The sequence below is a fragment of the Micromonospora sp. PLK6-60 genome, assembly GCF_019890675.1.
In the GTDB taxonomy this organism is placed as follows: domain Bacteria; phylum Actinomycetota; class Actinomycetes; order Mycobacteriales; family Micromonosporaceae; genus Micromonospora.
The window spans coordinates 453,110-471,233 of the sequence record NZ_JAIOAA010000003.1; the positions used below are offsets into that span (position 1 = coordinate 453,110).

Consider the following 18,124-nt stretch of genomic DNA (forward strand, 5'->3'; position numbering starts at 1 on the left):
CCGTCGGGGGGTGACGGGGGTCGTCGGAGGTTCGGCTCCGGGGGGGATTGAGCCGAACCACTCGACGGCTGCGGGGGGTGCAACCGCCGAGGGCCGTTCTCGTTGCCAGACGTGAACAGTAGTCGTGAGCACTAGCATGCCTGAGCAACGTGCACACGTCGAGTGCTGCCAGCCCTACTCACCGCGAAATTTCGTCGACCCTGAGTGTGACGGGCATCACGATGGGTGGGTTGGCCGGGGTCGACCCGGAGATCGATTCCCACTCCGGACCCCGGGCACCCGCCGACCCTAGACCATCGGGCTAGACTTTCGCGCCGTGGGCCGAAGTGCCGCTTTCTTCGATCTGGACAAGACCGTCATCGCCAAGTCGAGCGCCTTGGCATTCGGTCGGCCGTTCTACCGGGACGGCCTGATCACCCGACGGGACGTCGTGAAGTCGGCGTACGCGCAGCTGATGTTCCGGCTGGGCGGCACCGACGAGCAGACCATGGCCCGAACCCGGGACTACCTGGCCGCGCTCTGCAAGGGCTGGCAGGTGGAACAGGTCCGCCAGATCGTCGCGGAGACGCTGCACGAGCTGATCAACCCCTACGTGTACGCCGAGGCGGCGGCCCTGATCGAGGAGCACCAGGCCGCCGGACGGGACGTCGTGCTGGTCTCCGCCTCGGGTGAGGAGATGGTCCGCCCGATCGGCGAGCTGCTCGGCGTCACCGACGTGATCGCCACCAGGATGGCGGTGGTGGACGGCCGGTACAGCGGTGAGGTGGAGTTCTACGCCGCCGGGCCGAGCAAGGTCGACGCGGTCGGCGAGCTGGCCGTCGAGCGGGGCTACGACCTCAGCGACTGCTATGCGTACTCCGACTCGTACAGTGACCGGCCGCTGCTGGAGTGCGTCGGCCATCCCACGGTGGTGAACCCGGACCGGTCGCTGCGCAAGCTCGCGGCGGAGAACGCCTGGCCGGTGCTGGAGTTCCGGCACCCGATCCCGCTGGGCCGGCGGCTGCGAGAGCGGCCCGCCGTGCCGGTCGCCGCCGCGGCGCTCGGTGTCGGGGTCGGCGTGGCCATCGGCATCGCCTGGTACGGCCGGCACCGGCGCACCCGCTCCGCCTCCGCCGCCTGACCCACACCACCACCAGACATACCCGCGCCCCCGGCGGGACCAGTCCGACCCGCCGCGCTCCGGCCCCATCCGCCAGCCTCGCCACCCAACACGCCGCAGCCCGGCCCATCCACCCACCCGGACCGGCCGACATGCCGCATGCGGCCGCCCACCAGCGCCCAGCGCCCACACGCTCAACACCGCACCCCGGCTCAGCCAGCAGCCCCGACACGCCGCAGCCCGGCCTATCCACCCACCCGGACCGGCCCGCATGCCGGATACGGGCGCCACCAGCGCCCACACGTTCAACACCGTCCCCCGGCCCAGCCACCAGCCCCGACACCCCGACACGCCGCATTCCGGCCTATCCACCAGCCCGGACAGGCCGACATGCCGCATGCCGCTGTCGGAGGGGCCAGGGCGTCGGAGGCGTGGGAGGTGGCGGAGGTGGCGGGGCCTCGGAGGTTGCGGGGGCGGGGTACGCGCCTCTTGAGCGGTCGCTCAAAAACGCCTATCCTCGCGTTTGAGCGACCGCTCAAGAGGCGAGGAGGGCAAGAATGACCGAGCCGGGCGCAGCCGAGGAACCGGCGGAGGAGTCCGTCGGCCGCAACCACGCCAACCTGGTGCTGGCGGGCCTGATCCTGATCTTCGGGGCGGTGGTCTTCGGGTCCGCCGTACGGCAGGGGCGGGCCGACAGCGCGCTGCTCTTCGTCGCGCTGCCGGTGCTGCTCGCGGCGGCGCTGGCCGCCGGCCGGCCCGGTCGCACCACCCACGGCCGGGTCTTCGCGGCCACCACGATCGCCCTGCTGCTGGCGGCCGTCGTGCTGCACGAGGGCGCGGTCTGCGTGATCCTCGCCGCCCCGCTGGTGTACGCGGTGGCGCACGGCACCACGGCGCTGTTCCGCGCGCTGCGCGACGTGCCCCGGACCTACTCGGCGCTGCTCGTGCCGCTGCTGCTCCTGCCCGGCCTGGAGGGCAGCGGTCTCGCGCCCCGGCTCGCCCCGGAGCAGTCCGTCGAGGTGGTCCGGGTCGTGGCGCTCCCCGCCGACCAGGTGGCCGACCGCCTCGCCACCGGCCCCCGCCCGGTGCCGGTCCGGTCGGTGCCGCTGCGCCTGCTCGGGGTGCCCGCCCCGGGGCAGGTCTCCGGGGACGGGCTCGACCCGGGCGACCGGTGGCTGTTCGGCTACCACGGCAGCGCGCACGGCCCCGGCGGCCACCTGCTCGCCGAGGTACGCGCCAACGAGCCAGGACACGTGAGCTTCGGGTTCGTCGAGAACACCTCGATCACCGGCCGCTGGCTCGCCTTCGAGCGGGCGGACCTGCGCTGGCGGGCCGTCGACCCGGGCCACACCGAGGTCCGGATCCGGGTCGACTACCGCCGGGGCCTCGACCCGTCCTGGTACTTCGGGCCCCTCCAGGACGCCCTGCTCGACGCCGGCGTCGGCCATCTGCTGGACATGATGACGCTGCGATGACCACCGCCCGCTACCTGAGCCTGGCCGTCCCCGTGCTCGCCGTGCTGGCCGCCGCCCGACTGGACCACGACCGGACCACCCGGCGTGCCGCCCGGCTGGACCACGACCGGACCACCCGACTGGATCGCGACCGGGCCACCCGGGGGGCCGCGCTGCTGGCCTTCGTGGCCGCCGCGATCGGCGTCGCCGCGCTCAACGAGCTGGCCCGGCCGGCCGGCTGGTGGGCGTACGCCCCGGTCGACGGCGCGTTCCGGGGCGTACCGGTGGATCTGTGGCTGGGCTGGGCGGCGCTCTGGGGACCGCTGCCGGTGCTGCTGCGCCGGGTGCTGCCCCTGCCGGTCGCGCTCGGCCTGCTGCTCTGGGTCGACGTGGTGGCGATGCCGGCGCTGGGACCACTGGTGCGGCTCGGGCCGTACTGGCTGGTGGGTGAGGTGGTGGGCCTGCTCGGCGTGGCCCTGCCGGCGCAGTTGCTCGGCCGGCTCGGCGCGGACCGCCGGCACCTGCCCCTGCGGGCGGTGCTCCAGCTCGGCCTCTTCGCCGCGCTGCTGCTCTGGTTCGTGCCCACGGTGGCCTTCGCGCTGGGCGACGGCTCGTGGGCCCGGCTGACCGGGCTGTCCGGGACCTGGCTGCTGGTGCTCGCGCAGGTCGCACTGCTGGTCGCCACGCCGGCCCTCGCCGCCGTACGCGAGTTCGTCACGCGGGGCGGCGGCACCCCGTACCCCTGGGATCCGCCGCCGCGCCTGGTGACCACCGGGCCGTACGCCTATCTGGCCAACCCCATGCAGTGCAGCGCGGTGGCGCTGCTGCTGCTCACCGCGGCGGTGACCGGCAGTCTCACCCTGGCCGCCGCCGCGGTGTCCGCCGCCGCCTTCGGCGCGGCGGTGGCCGGCCCGCACGAGCGGCACGACCTGGCGCGGCGGCACGGCGGGCCGTGGCGGGACTACCGCCGCCGGGTCCGCGACTGGTGGCCGCGCCGCCGGCCGTACGTCGCGGGCGACCCCGCCGTGCTGTGGCTCGACGACGACTGCGGGCCGTGCGCGGCGACCTGGCGGTTCCTGGCCCGCCGGGATCCGGTGGGACTCACCGTCGTCTCCGCCACCGCGCACCACCGGGTGCTGTGGCGGGCCGAGTACGCGGGCGGCGACGGTCACCGGGAACGGGGGGTGGCCGCCGTCGCCCGTGCCCTGGAACACCTCGGCCTCGGCTGGGCCCTGGTCGGCTGGACGCTGCGGCTGCCCGGGGTGACCTGGTTCGCGCAACTGGTGACCGATGCGATGATCGCTGCGCCGCACCCGGCGACCCCGCGAGGAGCAGGATGTCCGACACCAAGCAGCGTCTGCTCGACGGCACCCTGGTCGCCATCCGGCAGCACGGCATCGCCGGGGTCTCTGCCCGCACCATCGCCGCCGCCGCCGGGGTGAACCAGGCGCTGGTCTTCTACCACTTCGGCAGCGTGGACGACCTGCTCGCCGCGGCCTGCCGGGCGGGCACCGCCGAGCGGGTCGCGCACTGGTCCGACCGGCTCGCCGGGGCACGGTCGCTGCGCGAGCTGCTCGCGGTGGGGCGGGCCCTGCACGAGGAGGAGCGGCAGCTGGGCAACGTGTCGTTCCTGGCCCAGCTGCTGGCCGGCGCGCAGACCGACGAGCGGCTGGCCGCCCCGACGGCCGGCGCGTTGCAGCTGTGGGTGGACGAGATCGAGCCGGTGCTGCGGCGGCTGCTGGCCGGCTCCCCGTTCGCCGAGATCGCCGACGTGCCGGGGCTGGCCCGGGCGGTCGCCGCCGCCTTCGTCGGGCTGGAGCTGTACGACGGGGTGGACCGGCCCGGCGCGCAGCAGGCGCTGGCCGCGCTGGACCAGCTCGCCGTGCTCATCGAGATCGTCGACGACCTCGGCCCGATCGCCCGGCGGGCGCTGCGGGCGAAGGTCAACCGGGCGGTCCGCCGGGACTGAGCCCGCTCAGGCGGCGAGCAGGTCGTCCCCGATGGCGGTGAGCTGGTCCGCGCCCACCTCGACCGCCGTCAGGTAGTGCCGCAGCCAGGAGCGCAGCCCGTCCGGGGTGCCGGTGGCGAAGGCCCCGGCCGCGCCGACGTACTCCGGTTCCCGCTCGCGGTGCCCGACGTCCACCGCGACCAGGCCGCGCGGGTCGACCCCCCGCGACATCAGCACCAGCCGGGCGGCGGCCCGGGCCACCACGCCGGACGGGCCGGCGAACGGCCGGAGGTTGAGCAACTCGCCGTGCACCACGGCCGCCAGCACCAGCGGGGAGACCTGGGTGCCGCCGGCGATCAGCGCGGCCAGGCCGTCGAGCCGGGCCGCGACGACCGCGTCGGCCACCGGCCGCCCCAGCTCCGGCTCGGGTACGACGTCCCGGGCGGCGAGCACGTGCAGCTTGGCCAGCGCCTGCCGGGGCGCCCTCGGCCAGAGCTCGACCAGCCCGGGCAGCGCGCCGGCCACCCGCAGCGCGCCCTGGAGCACCGGCTCGGTGACGGTGCCGGCGCGGACCGCCTCGCGCTCGTGGACGTACCCCTCCAGGGCTGCGCTGGCCACCGCGGACCGGAGGCTGACCTCGGCGGCGACCTGGCCGCCGTGGCGGCGCAGGGCGCGGTGCCGCATCGCCTGGTCGACCCGGTCGCGGGCGCGCTCGACGGCGGGTGCGATGTCGGCGAGTTCCAGCAGCGGGGCGAGCGGATCGGTGGTCACCCGGCCACGCTAGCGACCCGCCCGGCGCCGCCGCCCGGCAGTCGCCCCGATCGCGATCCCCGCCACGGGTAAGCGGGTGTTAACAAGGGGCCCCTCCTATACCGGAGGCGTTAACAGGGGGCCCGTGCTTGCATCTCGGCGCGCGGCGCGGGCCGCTGGGCGCGTGGGCGGGGGGCGACTTGTCGCGGGGGGCGGGGGGCGGGGATAACCTCGCCGGGTAGGAGACGCAGGTCACGCGACGAGGGAGTCACTGGATGAGCGAGGCATTGGCCAACCTGCTGAACGAGACGCGGCAGTTCCCGCCCCCGACCGAGCTCGCGGCCAACGCCAACGTCGCCGCCGACGCGTACGAGGAGGCGGCCGGGGACCGGCTCGCCTTCTGGGAGCGCCAGGCCGGCCGGCTGGCCTGGGCCAAGCCGTGGGACCAGGTGCTCGACTGGTCGAACGCGCCCTTCGCGAAGTGGTTCGTCGGCGGGCAGCTGAACGTGGCGTACAACTGCCTGGACCGGCACGTGGAGGCCGGCCGGGGTGACAAGGTGGCGATCCACTGGGAGGGCGAGCCGGGCGACACCCGCACCCTCACCTACGCCGACCTGCACAAGCTGACCTGCCAGGCGGCCAACGCGCTGACCGACCTGGGCGTGGTGGCCGGCGACCGGGTGGCGATCTATCTGCCGATGATCCCCGAGGCGGCGGCGGCGATGCTGGCCTGCGCCCGGATCGGCGCGACGCACAGCGTGGTCTTCGGCGGCTTCTCCGCCGACGCGCTGACCAACCGGATCCAGGACGCCAGCGCCAAGGTGGTGATCACCGCGGACGGCGGCTTCCGCCGGGGCAAGCCGTCGGCGCTCAAGCCGACCGTCGACGAGGCGGTGGCGAACTGTCCGACGATCGAGCACGTGCTGGTCGTCCGCCGCACCGGGGAGGACGTCGCCTGGTCGGACAAGGACCACTGGTGGCACGAGACGGTGGAGACCGCCGCGCCGGAGCACGTCGCGCAGCCGTTCGACGCCGAGCACCCGCTGTTCATCCTCTACACCAGCGGCACCACCGCCCGCCCGAAGGGCATCCTGCACACCACCGGCGGCTACCTGACCCAGGCGTCGTACACCACGCACGCGGTGTTCGACCTGAAGCCGGAGACCGACGTCTACTGGTGCACCGCCGACATCGGCTGGGTGACCGGCCACTCCTACATCGTCTACGGTCCGCTCTCCAACGGCGCCACCCAGGTCATGTACGAGGGCACCCCGGACACGCCGCACAAGGGCCGGTTCTGGGAGATCGTCGACAAGTACCAGGTCACCATCCTCTACACCGCGCCGACCCTGATCCGCACCATGATGAAGTGGGGCGAGGAGATCCCGGCCGGTTACGACATGTCCTCGCTGCGGCTGCTGGGCAGCGTCGGTGAGCCGATCAACCCCGAGGCGTGGATGTGGTACCGGCAGCACGTCGGCCGGGGCGAGCTGCCGATCGTCGACACCTGGTGGCAGACCGAGACCGGCGCGATCATGATCTCGCCGTTGCCCGGGGTGACCGCGGCCAAGCCCGGCTCGGCGATGACGCCGCTGCCCGGCATCGTCGCCGACGTGGTCGACGACCAGGGCCAGTCGGTGCCCAACGGTGGCGGCGGCTACCTGGTGCTCAAGGAGCCGTGGCCGTCGATGCTGCGTACCGTCTGGGGCGACGACAACCGGTTCCTGGAGACGTACTGGTCCCGGTTCGGCGCGGGCGCCGGCAACACCGGCGGCGACGGCTGGATCTACTTCGCCGGCGACGGCGCGAAGAAGGACGACGACGGGCACATCTGGCTGCTCGGCCGGGTGGACGACGTGATGCTGGTGTCGGGGCACAACATCTCCACCACGGAGGTGGAGTCGGCCCTGGTGAGCCACCCCTCGGTGGCGGAGGCGGCGGTGGTCGGCGCGACCGACCCGACCACCGGCCAGGCGATCGTCGCGTTCGCCATCCCGCGGGGCAGCGCGGAGACCTCCGGCGACGCCGGCGAGCAGCTCATCACCGACCTGCGCAACCACGTGGCGAAGACGCTCGGCCCGATCGCCAAGCCGCGGCAGATCATGCTGGTGCCGGAGCTGCCCAAGACCCGCTCCGGCAAGATCATGCGGCGGCTGCTGCGGGACGTCGCGGAGAACCGCTCGCTCGGTGACGTCACCACGCTCCAGGACTCGTCGGTGATGGAGCTGATCTCCTCCGGCATGCAGAGCGGCAAGGGCGAGGACTGACACCGGCCACTGCGGACGACGATGGGGCGGGCCCGGCCGGGCCCGCCCCATCGTGTCGCGTGTGACAATTTTCGGCCCTGCCGCGCTCCCCTTTGGGGACCTCATAATCGCGATCACAATCGGTGATCTTTGCCTGACAACAAGCTGAGAATCTCACTACGCTGCCGAGGCTTTCGCCCAATTTTGCCGGAAAAAATTGCCAGAAAATCGGCTGCTTGCCCAGTGACAACGGCCAAACGCCGTGCAATCGTCAGTGACGAATCACATGACATCCGTCGACGTAGTTCGACATCGTCATGTAACAGATTCCACAAAGGAGGAGGACCTTTGAGGAGACAAGTCACAGCGGGCCTGGCCTCGGCTGCGGCCGCGCTGCTGGCGGCCGGCGTCGTCACCGCGCCGGCATCCGCCGCAACCCCCTCGGCGGAGCCCTCGCGCGCCGACAAGGCGAAGGTCGGCAAGGACAACCTCCCGGACCCGAAGGCGGATCAGCACCGGGAGGTCCGGAAGCAGGCCATCTCTGACCTGCTCAAGGGCAAGGCCAAGCTTCAGACGCGCAACGGCTCGAAGGTCATCCAGGTCAAGGACGACCTGTTCGTCGAGTACCAGCAGGCGCCGAAGACCGACCCCATCTTCACGATGCTTGTCAACTTCGGCGACAAGACCGACCCGCGCACCGGCGGCACCCCCGGCCCGGTGGTCAACCAGATCCCCGAGCCGGACCGCAACTGGGACGGCAGCCCCACCGACGACAACAGCACCCTGTGGCGCTCCGACTTCCACCGCGAGCACTACCTGGACATGTTCTACGGTGCCGACGAGTCGATGCGGGACTTCTACCTGAAGCAGTCCGGCGGCCGGTACACGGTCGGCGGCGACGTCAGCGACTGGGTCACCGTGCCGTTCAACGAGGCGCGGTACGGCAGCAACAAGATCTCCGAGGCCGACGGCTACTGGAACTTCGTCAAGGACAGCGCCACGTCCTGGTACGACGCCCAGGTCAAGGCCGGCAAGACGCCGCAGCAGATCAAGGACTACCTGGCCCAGTTCGACAAGTGGGACCGGTACGACTACGACGGCGACGGCAACTTCAACGAGCCCGACGGCTACATCGACCACTTCCAGGCGGTGCACGCCGGCGAGGGCGAGGAGGCCGGCGGCGGCGCCCAGGGCGAGGACGCCATCTGGTCGCACCGCTGGGCCGCGTTCCCTAACCTCGAGGGCAAGGCCGGTCCGGCCGGCAACCTCGCCGGTGGCGTGCAGATCGGCGACACCGGGATGTGGATCCGTGACTACACCACGGAGCCGGAGAACGGTGGCCTGGGCGTCTTCGCCCACGAGTACGGCCACGACCTCGGCCTGCCGGACCTGTACGACACCGCCGGCGGCGACAACGGCGTCGGCTTCTGGAGCCTGATGGCCTCGGGTTCGTGGCTGAGCCACGGCACCGACGACATCGGGTCGACCCCGGGCTACATGGACCCGTGGTCGAAGCTGTTCCTCGGCTGGCTGAACTACTCGACCGTCGAGCAGAAGAGCGGCACCACCCAGGTGACGCTCGGGCCGGCGGGCGACAGCGACGGGCCGAAGGCCCAGGCCATCGTGGTCAACCTGCCCTCGCAGACCCAGACCACGAACTACAACACGCCGTTCGGCGGGTCGTACGAGTGGTGGGGCGGCAGCGCGGACGACCTGAACAGTACGCTCCGCCGGACCCTGGACCTGACCGGGTCGACCTCCGCGTCGATCACCGCGAAGGCCCAGTGGGACATCGAGGAGGACTACGACTTCCTCTACGCCGAGGTGTCCACCGACGGCGGCGCCACCTGGGCCGCCCTGACCAACTCGCTCGTCGATGAGGGCGAGACCGGGGTGGACGGCTCCACCAGCGGCGCCTGGGTCGACCTGAGCTACGACCTGTCGGCGTACGCCGGCAAGACGGTGACGTTCCGCTACCGCTACGCCACCGACGGCGGCGTGCACCTGGCCGGCCCGTTCCTGGACAACATCCAGCTGGTCAAGAACGGGACGGTCGCCTGGACCGACGACGCGGAGACGCTGTCGGCGGACTGGTCGGTCAAGGGCTTCACCCGGATCACCGGCTCGGTGACCAACACCTACCCCCGCTTCTACATCGCCGAGAACCGGACCTACTTCGGTTACGATGACACGCTGCGGACCGGTGGGTACAACTTCGGCTGGGCCAACACCAAGCCGGACTTCGTCGAGCGCTTCTCGAACCAGCCCGGCATGCTGGTCTGGTACGTGAACTACGCCTACGGCGACAACAACACGTCGCAGCACCCGGGCTACGGCTTCAACCTCCCGGTCGACGTCCGCCCGGACAAGATCAATGTTGGCGGCCAGGGCACCATCACCAACCGCCGTGGCGGCTACGACGCGACGTTCAGCAAGTTCACCAAGCCGGCGCAGATCTTCCACAAGAACGGCGTGGCGGTCACCGTGCCGGCGCTCGAGCCGCAGCCGATCTTCAGCGACAACGGCAGCGGCAAGTACTGGAACGCGGGCAACCCGCAGAACTCGGTGAAGGTGGCCGGCAGCGGCACCCGCATCGAGATCCTGGAGCAGGGCACCACCCCGACCAGCGACATGGTCGTCAAGGTCACCAACTGATCGGGTAGCAGCACAGCGAAGGGGCCGGTGGCGGCGACGCCACCGGCCCCTTCCGCGTGTCGGGAGGCCGGGCGGTCACGGATGTGACGGGTGAAAGCGTCTCCAACAATCAGTTGCCACAAATCGACGCAGCAGTCTTCCCACCCGCCACAGGAGTGTCTATGTTCACCATTGGTCCCAGTTACGGGACTCGTACCGGCCCGCAACCCCCGTTGGGCCGGTTCCCTCACACCGGAGGTACCACGTGCGCAAAGTCGCAGTGGGTCTGCTCGGGCTCTCGCTGACGGCGACCGGACTGGTGGCGGCCTCATCCGCCAGTGCCGCACCGACGCCGAAGCTGCCGGCCGCCGCCCCGGCGGTCGCCGAGCCCGCTCAGATCGACCATGACCTGCCCAACCCGCTGGAGGAGAAGCGGCGCGCGCTTCGCCAGGAGGGGCTCAGCTCCGTCCTCTCCGGGCGCTCCAAGGCTCAGAAGATCAACGGCAGCACCGTCGTCAAGGTCGGCCAGAAGGCCGCCAAGGGCGCCAAGGCTGGCAGGTCGGCCAAGAGCACGAAGGCCGGCAAGGGCCCGGCCCAGGACCAGTACGTCGAGCTCTCCCGCAAGCGGACCGACCAGATCTTCGTGATCCTCGCCGAGTTCGGCGATGAGCGGCACCCCAACTACCCGGACCAGGACACCGACCCGGACACCCCGGGCCCGACCACGTTCGACGGACCGCTGCACAACAAGATCCCCCAGCCCAACCGGGCGGTGGACAACTCCACCGTCTGGCAGCCGGACTACAACGCGGACCACTACCGCAAGCTGTACTTCGGCACCGGCCAGGGCGACGAGTCGCTGAAGCAGTACTACGAGGCCCAGTCCTCCGGCCGCTACAGCGTCGACGGCGAGGTCACCAACTGGGTCAAGGTCAAGTACAACGAGGCCCGGTACGGCCGCTCCGGCGGCTACCCCTGCACCAGCAACGTCTGCAGCAACACCTGGGCGCTGGTCCGGGACGCCGCCAACCAGTGGGTCGCCGACCAGAAGGCCCAGGGCCGCAGCGACGCGGACATCGCCGCCGACGTGCGGGCCATGGACCAGTGGGACCGGTACGACTTCGACGGCGACGGCGACTTCAACGAGCCGGACGGCTACATCGACCACTTCCAGATCGTCCACGCCGGCGGTGACGAGGCCGACGGCGACCCGCACCAGGGTGAGGACGCCATCTGGAGCCACCGCTGGTACGCCTACGCCTCCGACATCGGCAACACCGGCCCGGCGGACAACCCGGGCGGCGGCACCGAGATCGGCAACACCGGCGTCTGGATCGGTGACTACACCATCCAGCCGGAGAACGGTGGCCGGAGCGTCTTCTACCACGAGTACGGCCACGACCTCGGTCTGCCGGACGACTACAACGTGGGCATCAGCGCCGACAACAACAACGAGCACTGGACCCTGATGGCCCAGAGCCGGCTCGGCGCCAAGAACGACGGCGGCATCGGTGAGCGGGGCGGCGACCTCGGCGCCTGGAACAAGCTCCAGCTCGGCTGGCTCGACTACGAGGTGGTCGTCGCGGGCCAGAAGCGGACCCTGGAGCTGGGCCCGCAGGAGTACAACTCCGCCAAGGCGCAGGGCGCCGTGGTGGTGCTCCCGCAGCGGGAGTACACGTTCGAGGCCGGCACGCCGTTCGAGGGCAGCAAGCAGTACTTCTCGGGCGACGAGGACGCTGCCAACAACACCATGACGCGGACCATCGACCTCACCGGGAAGAGCAGCGCCGCGCTGACCATGAAGGGTCGTTACAGCATCGAGGAGGACTTCGACTACCTCTTCTTCGAGGCTTCGACCGACGGTGGCCAGAGCTGGGCCCCGCTGCCCGGCACGGCCAACGGCAACCCGTTCAAGGAGATCTCGCCCGGGCGCTACGCCCTGGACGGCTACACCGACGGCAAGTGGGTCGACGTCAACATCCCGCTCGACTCCGTCGCCGGCAAGGTGGTGCAGTTCCGGCTGCGGTACCAGACCGACGGCGCGGTCTCCGAGGGCGGCTTCTACGGTGACGCCATCACCGTGACCGCCGACGGGCAGACGATCTTCAGCGACGGCGCCGAGAGTGGTGCGAACGGCTGGACCTTCGACGGCTTCAGCGCCGTCGAGGAGACCTACACCCGCATGTTCGACAACTACTACATCGCCGGCAACCGGTCGTACGTCTCGTACGACCAGTACCTGAAGACCGGCCCGTACTACTTCGGCTACGCGAACACCCGCCCGGACTACGTGGACCACTACGCGTACCAGGAGGGTCTGCTGATCTCGTACTGGAACCTGCGCTGGCCGGACAACAACACCGCCCCGAAGTCGAAGGCGAACCCGAACGGTCACCCGGGTGAGGGCCGCAACCTGTACATCGACTCGCGGCCGCGGCCGATCTACAACCTGACCGGTCAGCCCTGGCGGGCCCGGGTCCAGGTCTACGACGCGCCGTTCAGCCTCAAGAAGGCGGACTCGTTCACCCTCCACGTGAACAGCCAGCCGCAGTACATCCGTGGCCAGGGCGCCGCTCCGCTGTTCGACGACAGCAAGCAGTACTGGTTCCCGGAGCTGCCGAACCACGGTGTGAAGGTGCCGAAGAACGGGGTCAAGATCAAGGTGCTCGAGCAGAAGGGCACCTCGATCAAGATCCGCATCTCCTGACCCCAAGGGTCAGCGCTCCATCTCCCACACGATGCCCCGGGCAGGTCACCTGCCCGGGGCATCGCCCTGTTCCGGCGGGAACCGACCGGCCGCCACGGGAGTCGGACCGGTGTGAAGCCCCGTACCGTGGTGGTGCCCGCCGGTCTCCTGCTGGCACTGCTCGTCCCTCTCACCGGCTGCGCCACGGCCGGGGACGGAGTTGGCATGCCCGACGACCAGGCCAGCACGCAGGCGGACCGGGCCGGCCAGCCGGAATCGACGCCGTCGGCCGGGACGGCGCAAGGCCCGACGCCGTCGGCCGGGACGGCGGAAGGCCGAGCCCCGACGCCACCGGCCGGGACGGCGGGAAGTCCGGTGCCGCCCGCCGGCCGGCCCCCGCTCTCGGCCACCGACCTGCCCACCCTGGGCCGGCCCAGCGCGCCGCCGCGCAAACCCACCGACAACCGCCCACGGGACCTGATCGCCGGCCGGATCGTCCGTGGTGGCAGCGGTCCCTGCTACGGGCTGGTCGACGAGAACGACCGGGAGTACGCGCTGCACGGCCCGGACGCCGGAGAGCTGCCCATCGGCGCGTTCGTCACGCTGCGGGTCGCCCCGCGCACCGACGGCGTCGACTGCGGCCCCGGCATCCCCCTGCGGATCGTCACCGGCTGAACGCCGGGGGCGGTCGACGCCGCGCCCCAGGTCCGCCCGGCGCCTCGGCCGGGTTGCGGCACTCCGGGCCGCCCGCGCGGCGTGGACGACCAGGTTGCGGCATTCCGGGCCATCCGCGCGGCGTGGCGGACCCGGTTGCGGCATGCCGGGCCGCCCGCGCGGCGTGGACGACCAGGTTGCGGCATTCCGGGCCATCCGCGCGGCGTGGCGGACCCGGTTGCGGCATGCCGGGCCGCCCGCGCGGCGCGTCGGGCCGTCGGGGCGGGGCCGATCTGACGGTCGGCTCACCGGGCGGCCGTCGCCCCGAGCCGACGGGCCGGGCCGGGTGCTGGGCACCGGGTCCTAGGCTGGGCCCATGACCGAGCAGCGCGGCGGAGCCGTCGACGAGTCCTGCGTCCTGACCGAAGGGCCGTGGACGCACCGGTTCGTCGGCGCCAACGGCAGCCGCTTCCACGTGGTGGAGGCCGGCACCGGGCCGATGGTGCTCTTCCTGCACGGCTTCCCGGAATACTGGTGGGCCTGGCACGAGATGCTGCCGGCCGTCGCCGATGCCGGCTTCCGCGCCGTCGCGGTCGACCTGCGCGGTTACGGCGCCAGCGACAAACCACCCCGGGGGTACGACGGCTACACCCTCGCCGCCGACGTGGCCGGCCTGATCCGGGCGCTCGGCGAACGCTCCGCCACGGTGGTCGGCACCGGCGCCGGCGGCATGATCGCGTGGACCGTCGCCTCGTTCCACCCGACCCTGGTCCGGCGGCTGGTGGTGTTGGGCGCCCCGCACCCGCTGCGGCTGCGGGCGGCCATCTTCGCCGACCCGCGCGGGCAGTTCGCCGCCTCCACGCCCACCCTGAAGTTCCAGCTCCCCCGCTACGAGCACGTGCTGACCCGGGACGACGCCGCCGAGGTGACGGCCGTGCTGCGCCGCTGGGGCGGGCCGGCCTGGGTCGACGGGCCGGAGTTCGAGGCGTACGCCCAGGCCTGCCGGACCGCGATGCGGATCCCGCAGGCCGCCTTCTGCGCGCTGGAGGGCTACCGGTGGGCGTTCCGATCGGTGCTGCGGCTGCACGGCTACCGGTTCGTCCGGCTGATGCAGAAGCCCCTGGTCACGCCGACGCTGCACCTGCACGGCGCGGCGGATGTGGCCACCCTGCCGCGCACCGCCCAGGGCTCCGGCCGGTACGTCACCGCGCCCTACGAGTGGCGGCTGCTGGACGGGGTGGGGCACTTCCCGCACGTCGAGGCGCGTGACCTGGTGCTGGGCGAGATCCTGCGGTGGACGAAGTCCTGACTCAGACCCGCTGCTCGCGCAGGTCCGCGACCTCCGCGGCGGGGGCCCAACCCTGGTAGACGCCGAAGTCGAAGACCTCCAGGCCCATCGCCCGGGCCACCGGCCAGCGACCGCCGGTGTATTCCACCCGCAGCCAGCCGTCGTGTTCGCCCAGCACGATGAACGGCTGCCCCTGCCAGGTGCAGGTGGTCCGGACGTACGCCAGGTCCTCGACCTCGCCGGCCGGCACCACCCGCACGTACCGGCCGGGCCGGACCTCGTCGAACCCGTCGCCCGGGCCGGGTTGGTACAGCCGCACGTCGTCGCCGTCCGGGCTGGCCTGGTATTCGCGGCCCTGCCAGCGGGCCACGTAGCCGTCGCGCATCAGTCCTCACCGACCCGTCGCCAGCGCACCGCGTCGGCGTCCAGCACGGCGACCACCTGCTCGTTGCCGTCCGCCCCGATCCGCCACAGTTGCGCGCCGTGCGGCAGCCGGGCGCTGTCCACCTTGAACTCGGCCACCACGTCGGTGCTCTCCCCCGGGGCGAAACCGTTGCCCCGGAACGGCGGGCGTTCGATGACCCAGCCCTCCATGGCGCGCATCGCCGCCTCGTGCTGCCCGCCGTACGGGATGCGGTAGAGACTGGGCCGGTGCGCCGGCCAGCGGAGCACGTAGATGTCCTCGGCGGCCCGGTCGAAGGGCGAGTCGGGGTGGCCGAGCCCGAGCGCGTCGTACAGTTCGGCCGGAGTATGCAGGTGGGCCAGCTCGGTGGCCCGGTGCACGAAGCCGGAGACCCGGTCGTAGCCCCGCTCCAGGTAGTAGGCGAGCTGCGACGGCGCGACCGCCTTCTGCATCACCACCGGGCGGGTCGGGTCGGCCACCGGTGGGGCGACCCGGGGCCGGCTGGCCGGCGACTCGGCCGCCGCCGGCTCGGGCTCGGTCTCCGGGTCGTCGCCCAGCCCGACGTCGGCAGCCCAGTTGGCCAGCCCGAGGATCTGCTCGCCGGGCAGTTTGGCCCCCACCGGGGTGCCCGGGTTGACCGCGAACGACCAGTCGCGGTCGGGCCAGCGGCGGATCAGCTGCACGAAGCGGACCAGCACCGTGTCGACCGCCCGGGCGCCGTCCTCGGCCATCCGCTCGGTCGAGGTGTAGACCACCACGTGCGGCTCACCGTCCACCTGCGCGGTCCGCCAGACGAAGCCGGGGTCACCCGGCCGGCTGCCGGGCGCGGAGTCCGGTGCGGCCGGCAGCAGCACCCGGGCCAGCAGCAGGGTGGAGAGGAAACTGTCGGTGTTGCCGGCGCCGGCCGCGGCGTACAGCTCCTCCTCGACGTCGTTGGCCGGCAGGAAGCCGGCGGCCGGCGGTGCCGCCGGGGCGTCGGCCGCCACCGGCCCGGTCGTGGCCGGCCCGGCGGGCGGGTCGGGCGCCGGGCGCCCCGGTCCGGCGCCCTGCGTCGGGTACGGCGGCGGGACCGGCCCGGCCGCCGGCGAGACGGGCTGCGGCTGAACGGGCTGGGGCTGGACAGGCTGGGGCTGAACGGGCTGCGACTGGACGGGCTCGGCGGGCGGTCGGGACGGTGCCGGCTCGGGTGCCGGGGAGCGGACCGGCCGCGTGACGGGCGACGCCTCCCCCGTCGCCGGCCCGGCCTGCCCCGCCGCCGTCGGCGGCACCGCAACCGTGGACGGCATCGCAACGGTCGGCGGCACCGGAACCGTGGGCGGCACCGCGACGGTGGGCGGCACGGGGACCGTGGGCGGCACCGGGACCGTCGGCGGCTCGGCGGGCCGCGCCGGGTCGGGTACGGGCGGGGCGGCGAAGCGGCCGGGCGCCGCGGACCGGAACGGGCGATCGGCGGGCGGTGCCGCCTGCTCCGGGCCGCCGAGGTCGCGGGACTCGATGACCGTGCCCTCTATGACGATCGGGGTGAAGGTGCGGCGCGGGGCCGGCGGGCTGGAGACCGGCTCGGCGATGCTCGGCGGGTCGTCGCCGGCCGCCGGCCCGTACGCCGGGGAGGTGCCGGTCAGCCGCTGGGTCTGATCCTCGATGCCCGGCTCCCGGCGGCTCAGTGGCCGCGCCGGCCGGTCGGCCGCCCCGGCGAGCCGCAGGGCCTGGGTCACCTCGTCGGGTGCCGGTTCGGCCCGGTGCGGCAGCGGGACCGTCGGATCGGGGTGCGGCGGGGCCAGCCGGAACGCCCGGGTCGCGTCGTCCGCGGACCCCGGCCCCCGCCTCGGCAGCGCCTGGGTGAGCGCCTCGTCGGGACCGCCGACCCGGAACCGCTGGGTGGGTTCCTCGCCGGCGTCCCCGGCGGGGCGGGCGGGCACCGGCTCGTCCAGCGGCCGGCGGCGGGGGAAGGGCTGGCCACCCCGGCCGAGTCGGGACGGTGGCACGGCCCGCTCACCTGGCCGGCGGGGCTCGTCGGCGCCGCGCCTCGGGGCGGCCGGCTCGAAGAACGACCGGCCGGTCGGCGGGGTCGGCCAGCCGTTGGTCGCCGCCGCGATCGACGCCGGCTCGGCCCGCCCGTCCGACTGGGTGACCCGGCTCTCCGGACCGGGTCGCGGCCCGGGGTCGGCGGCGGGTCGCGGTGGCACCTCGGCGGGCTCGACCGGCGGGCGGTACGCGGGCGCCGGCGGGGACCCGGCGGCCTCCCGCTCCGGCGCGGTGGCGTTCCGGTCCGGCGCGGTGGCGTTCCGGTCCGGTGCGGTGGCGTTCCGGTCCGGCGCGGTGGCGTTCCGGTCCGGCGCGGTGGCGTTCCGGTCCGGCGCGGTGGCGTTCGCCCGCGCCCGGGCCAGTGACTCCACCCGCTCCAGCCGGGCCCGCGCGCCCATGGTGCGGCCGGGCAGCCGGACATCGCCCCGGGCGAGCTGCGACACGAACCAGGACGGCAGATAGCCCTCGATGGGCAGGCCCGGATTGACCGCCAGCCACCACTCGTGGTTCGGCCACTCCTCGGCCAGGTCCGCGTAGGCGGCCCGGCGGGTGGGGCCGGCGCTCCCGCCGAGGCAGGCGCGCAGCGCAGCCGGCGAGGTGAACCCGAGGACGTGGGTCCGCCCGCCGGTGGTCCAGGTGCCCCAGCCGGCGGTCTCCCCGGCGGCGGTCAGACCGGACACCGGCAGCAGGAGGTCGGTGCGGGCAAGGATGCGGAAGTAGAGCTCCTGGTCGTTGCCGCGCAACGCGTCCCGCATCGCCGCTTCGGCCTCGGTAGCCGGCTCCCAGTCGGTCACGGCCACCTCTCCTCCCACGAAAAGGCCAACGGCATCGCGTACAACCTACAAGGTAGTAACAAGATCACAATGGCTGGCCGGCGGCGGTGCGCCGGGCGGCCGGGGAGGCGATAACATCCCGTCCCGGAGCCCACACGATACGG

The 18,124-nt window shown here is 72.9% G+C and carries 12 protein-coding genes; 9 read left to right on the forward strand and 3 right to left on the reverse strand.

The annotated features are described in order from the left end of the window. Window positions 1-316: 316 nt before the first annotated feature. The 4 genes from K7640_RS08445 to K7640_RS08460 all read left to right on the forward strand — a co-directional run bounded on the left by K7640_RS08445 (window position 317) and on the right by K7640_RS08460 (window position 4,522). Window positions 317-1,120, forward strand: a complete 804-nt coding sequence (locus K7640_RS08445) for an HAD family phosphatase (RefSeq protein ID WP_222954140.1) — start codon at window positions 317-319, stop codon at window positions 1,118-1,120. Between the two features lie 536 nt (window positions 1,121-1,656). Further along, window positions 1,657-2,574 (forward strand): hypothetical protein, encoded by a 918-nt coding sequence (locus tag K7640_RS08450; RefSeq protein ID WP_222954141.1) that lies wholly within the window; start codon window positions 1,657-1,659, stop codon window positions 2,572-2,574. Then, window positions 2,571-3,995, forward strand: coding sequence for a methyltransferase (locus tag K7640_RS08455; protein ID WP_222954142.1), 1,425 nt, complete (start codon window positions 2,571-2,573; stop codon window positions 3,993-3,995). Before K7640_RS08450 ends, K7640_RS08455 begins: the two co-directional genes overlap by 4 nt. Further along, a complete protein-coding gene (locus K7640_RS08460) occupies window positions 3,890-4,522 on the forward strand; it encodes a TetR/AcrR family transcriptional regulator (RefSeq protein WP_222954143.1) in 633 nt (210 codons plus the stop codon). Before K7640_RS08455 ends, K7640_RS08460 begins: the two co-directional genes overlap by 106 nt. Window positions 4,523-4,528: 6 nt before the next feature. On the opposite strand, the gene K7640_RS08465 is transcribed toward K7640_RS08460, so the two are convergent. Next, a complete protein-coding gene (locus K7640_RS08465) occupies window positions 4,529-5,272 on the reverse strand; it encodes an oxidoreductase (protein WP_222954144.1) in 744 nt (247 codons plus the stop codon). Between the two features lie 254 nt (window positions 5,273-5,526). Between K7640_RS08465 and acs the strand changes: the two genes are divergently transcribed. The 5 genes from acs (at window position 5,527) to K7640_RS08490 (ending at window position 14,780) form a co-directional block, all read left to right on the forward strand. After that, a complete protein-coding gene (gene acs, locus K7640_RS08470) occupies window positions 5,527-7,518 on the forward strand; it encodes an acetate--CoA ligase (RefSeq protein ID WP_222954145.1) in 1,992 nt (663 codons plus the stop codon). A 327-nt stretch (window positions 7,519-7,845) separates the two neighbouring features. Further along, on the forward strand, window positions 7,846-10,152 hold the full coding sequence (locus K7640_RS08475; protein ID WP_222954146.1) for an immune inhibitor A domain-containing protein: 2,307 nt from the start codon (window positions 7,846-7,848) through the stop codon (window positions 10,150-10,152). A 259-nt stretch (window positions 10,153-10,411) separates the two neighbouring features. Next, window positions 10,412-12,838: an immune inhibitor A domain-containing protein gene (locus K7640_RS08480; protein ID WP_222954354.1), complete on the forward strand. Its 2,427-nt coding sequence runs from the start codon at window positions 10,412-10,414 to the stop codon at window positions 12,836-12,838. A 204-nt stretch (window positions 12,839-13,042) separates the two neighbouring features. Beyond that, entirely contained in the window at window positions 13,043-13,492 is a 450-nt protein-coding gene (locus tag K7640_RS08485) for a hypothetical protein (protein WP_255608395.1), read from the forward strand. Window positions 13,493-13,847: 355 nt separating this feature from the next. After that, window positions 13,848-14,780: an alpha/beta fold hydrolase gene (locus tag K7640_RS08490; protein WP_222954147.1), complete on the forward strand. Its 933-nt coding sequence runs from the start codon at window positions 13,848-13,850 to the stop codon at window positions 14,778-14,780. 1 nt (window position 14,781) lies between these two features. Here the strand turns inward: K7640_RS08490 and K7640_RS08495 are convergent, their stop codons facing one another. Further along, window positions 14,782-15,147, reverse strand: coding sequence for a hypothetical protein (locus K7640_RS08495; protein ID WP_222954356.1), 366 nt, complete (start codon window positions 15,145-15,147; stop codon window positions 14,782-14,784). After that, window positions 15,144-17,981 carry an SseB family protein gene (locus K7640_RS08500; protein ID WP_308042487.1) on the reverse strand — a complete coding sequence of 946 codons (2,838 nt, stop codon included), beginning with the start codon at window positions 17,979-17,981 and terminating at the stop codon, window positions 15,144-15,146. Before K7640_RS08500 ends, K7640_RS08495 begins: the two co-directional genes overlap by 4 nt. Between the last annotated feature and the right edge of the window lie 143 nt (window positions 17,982-18,124).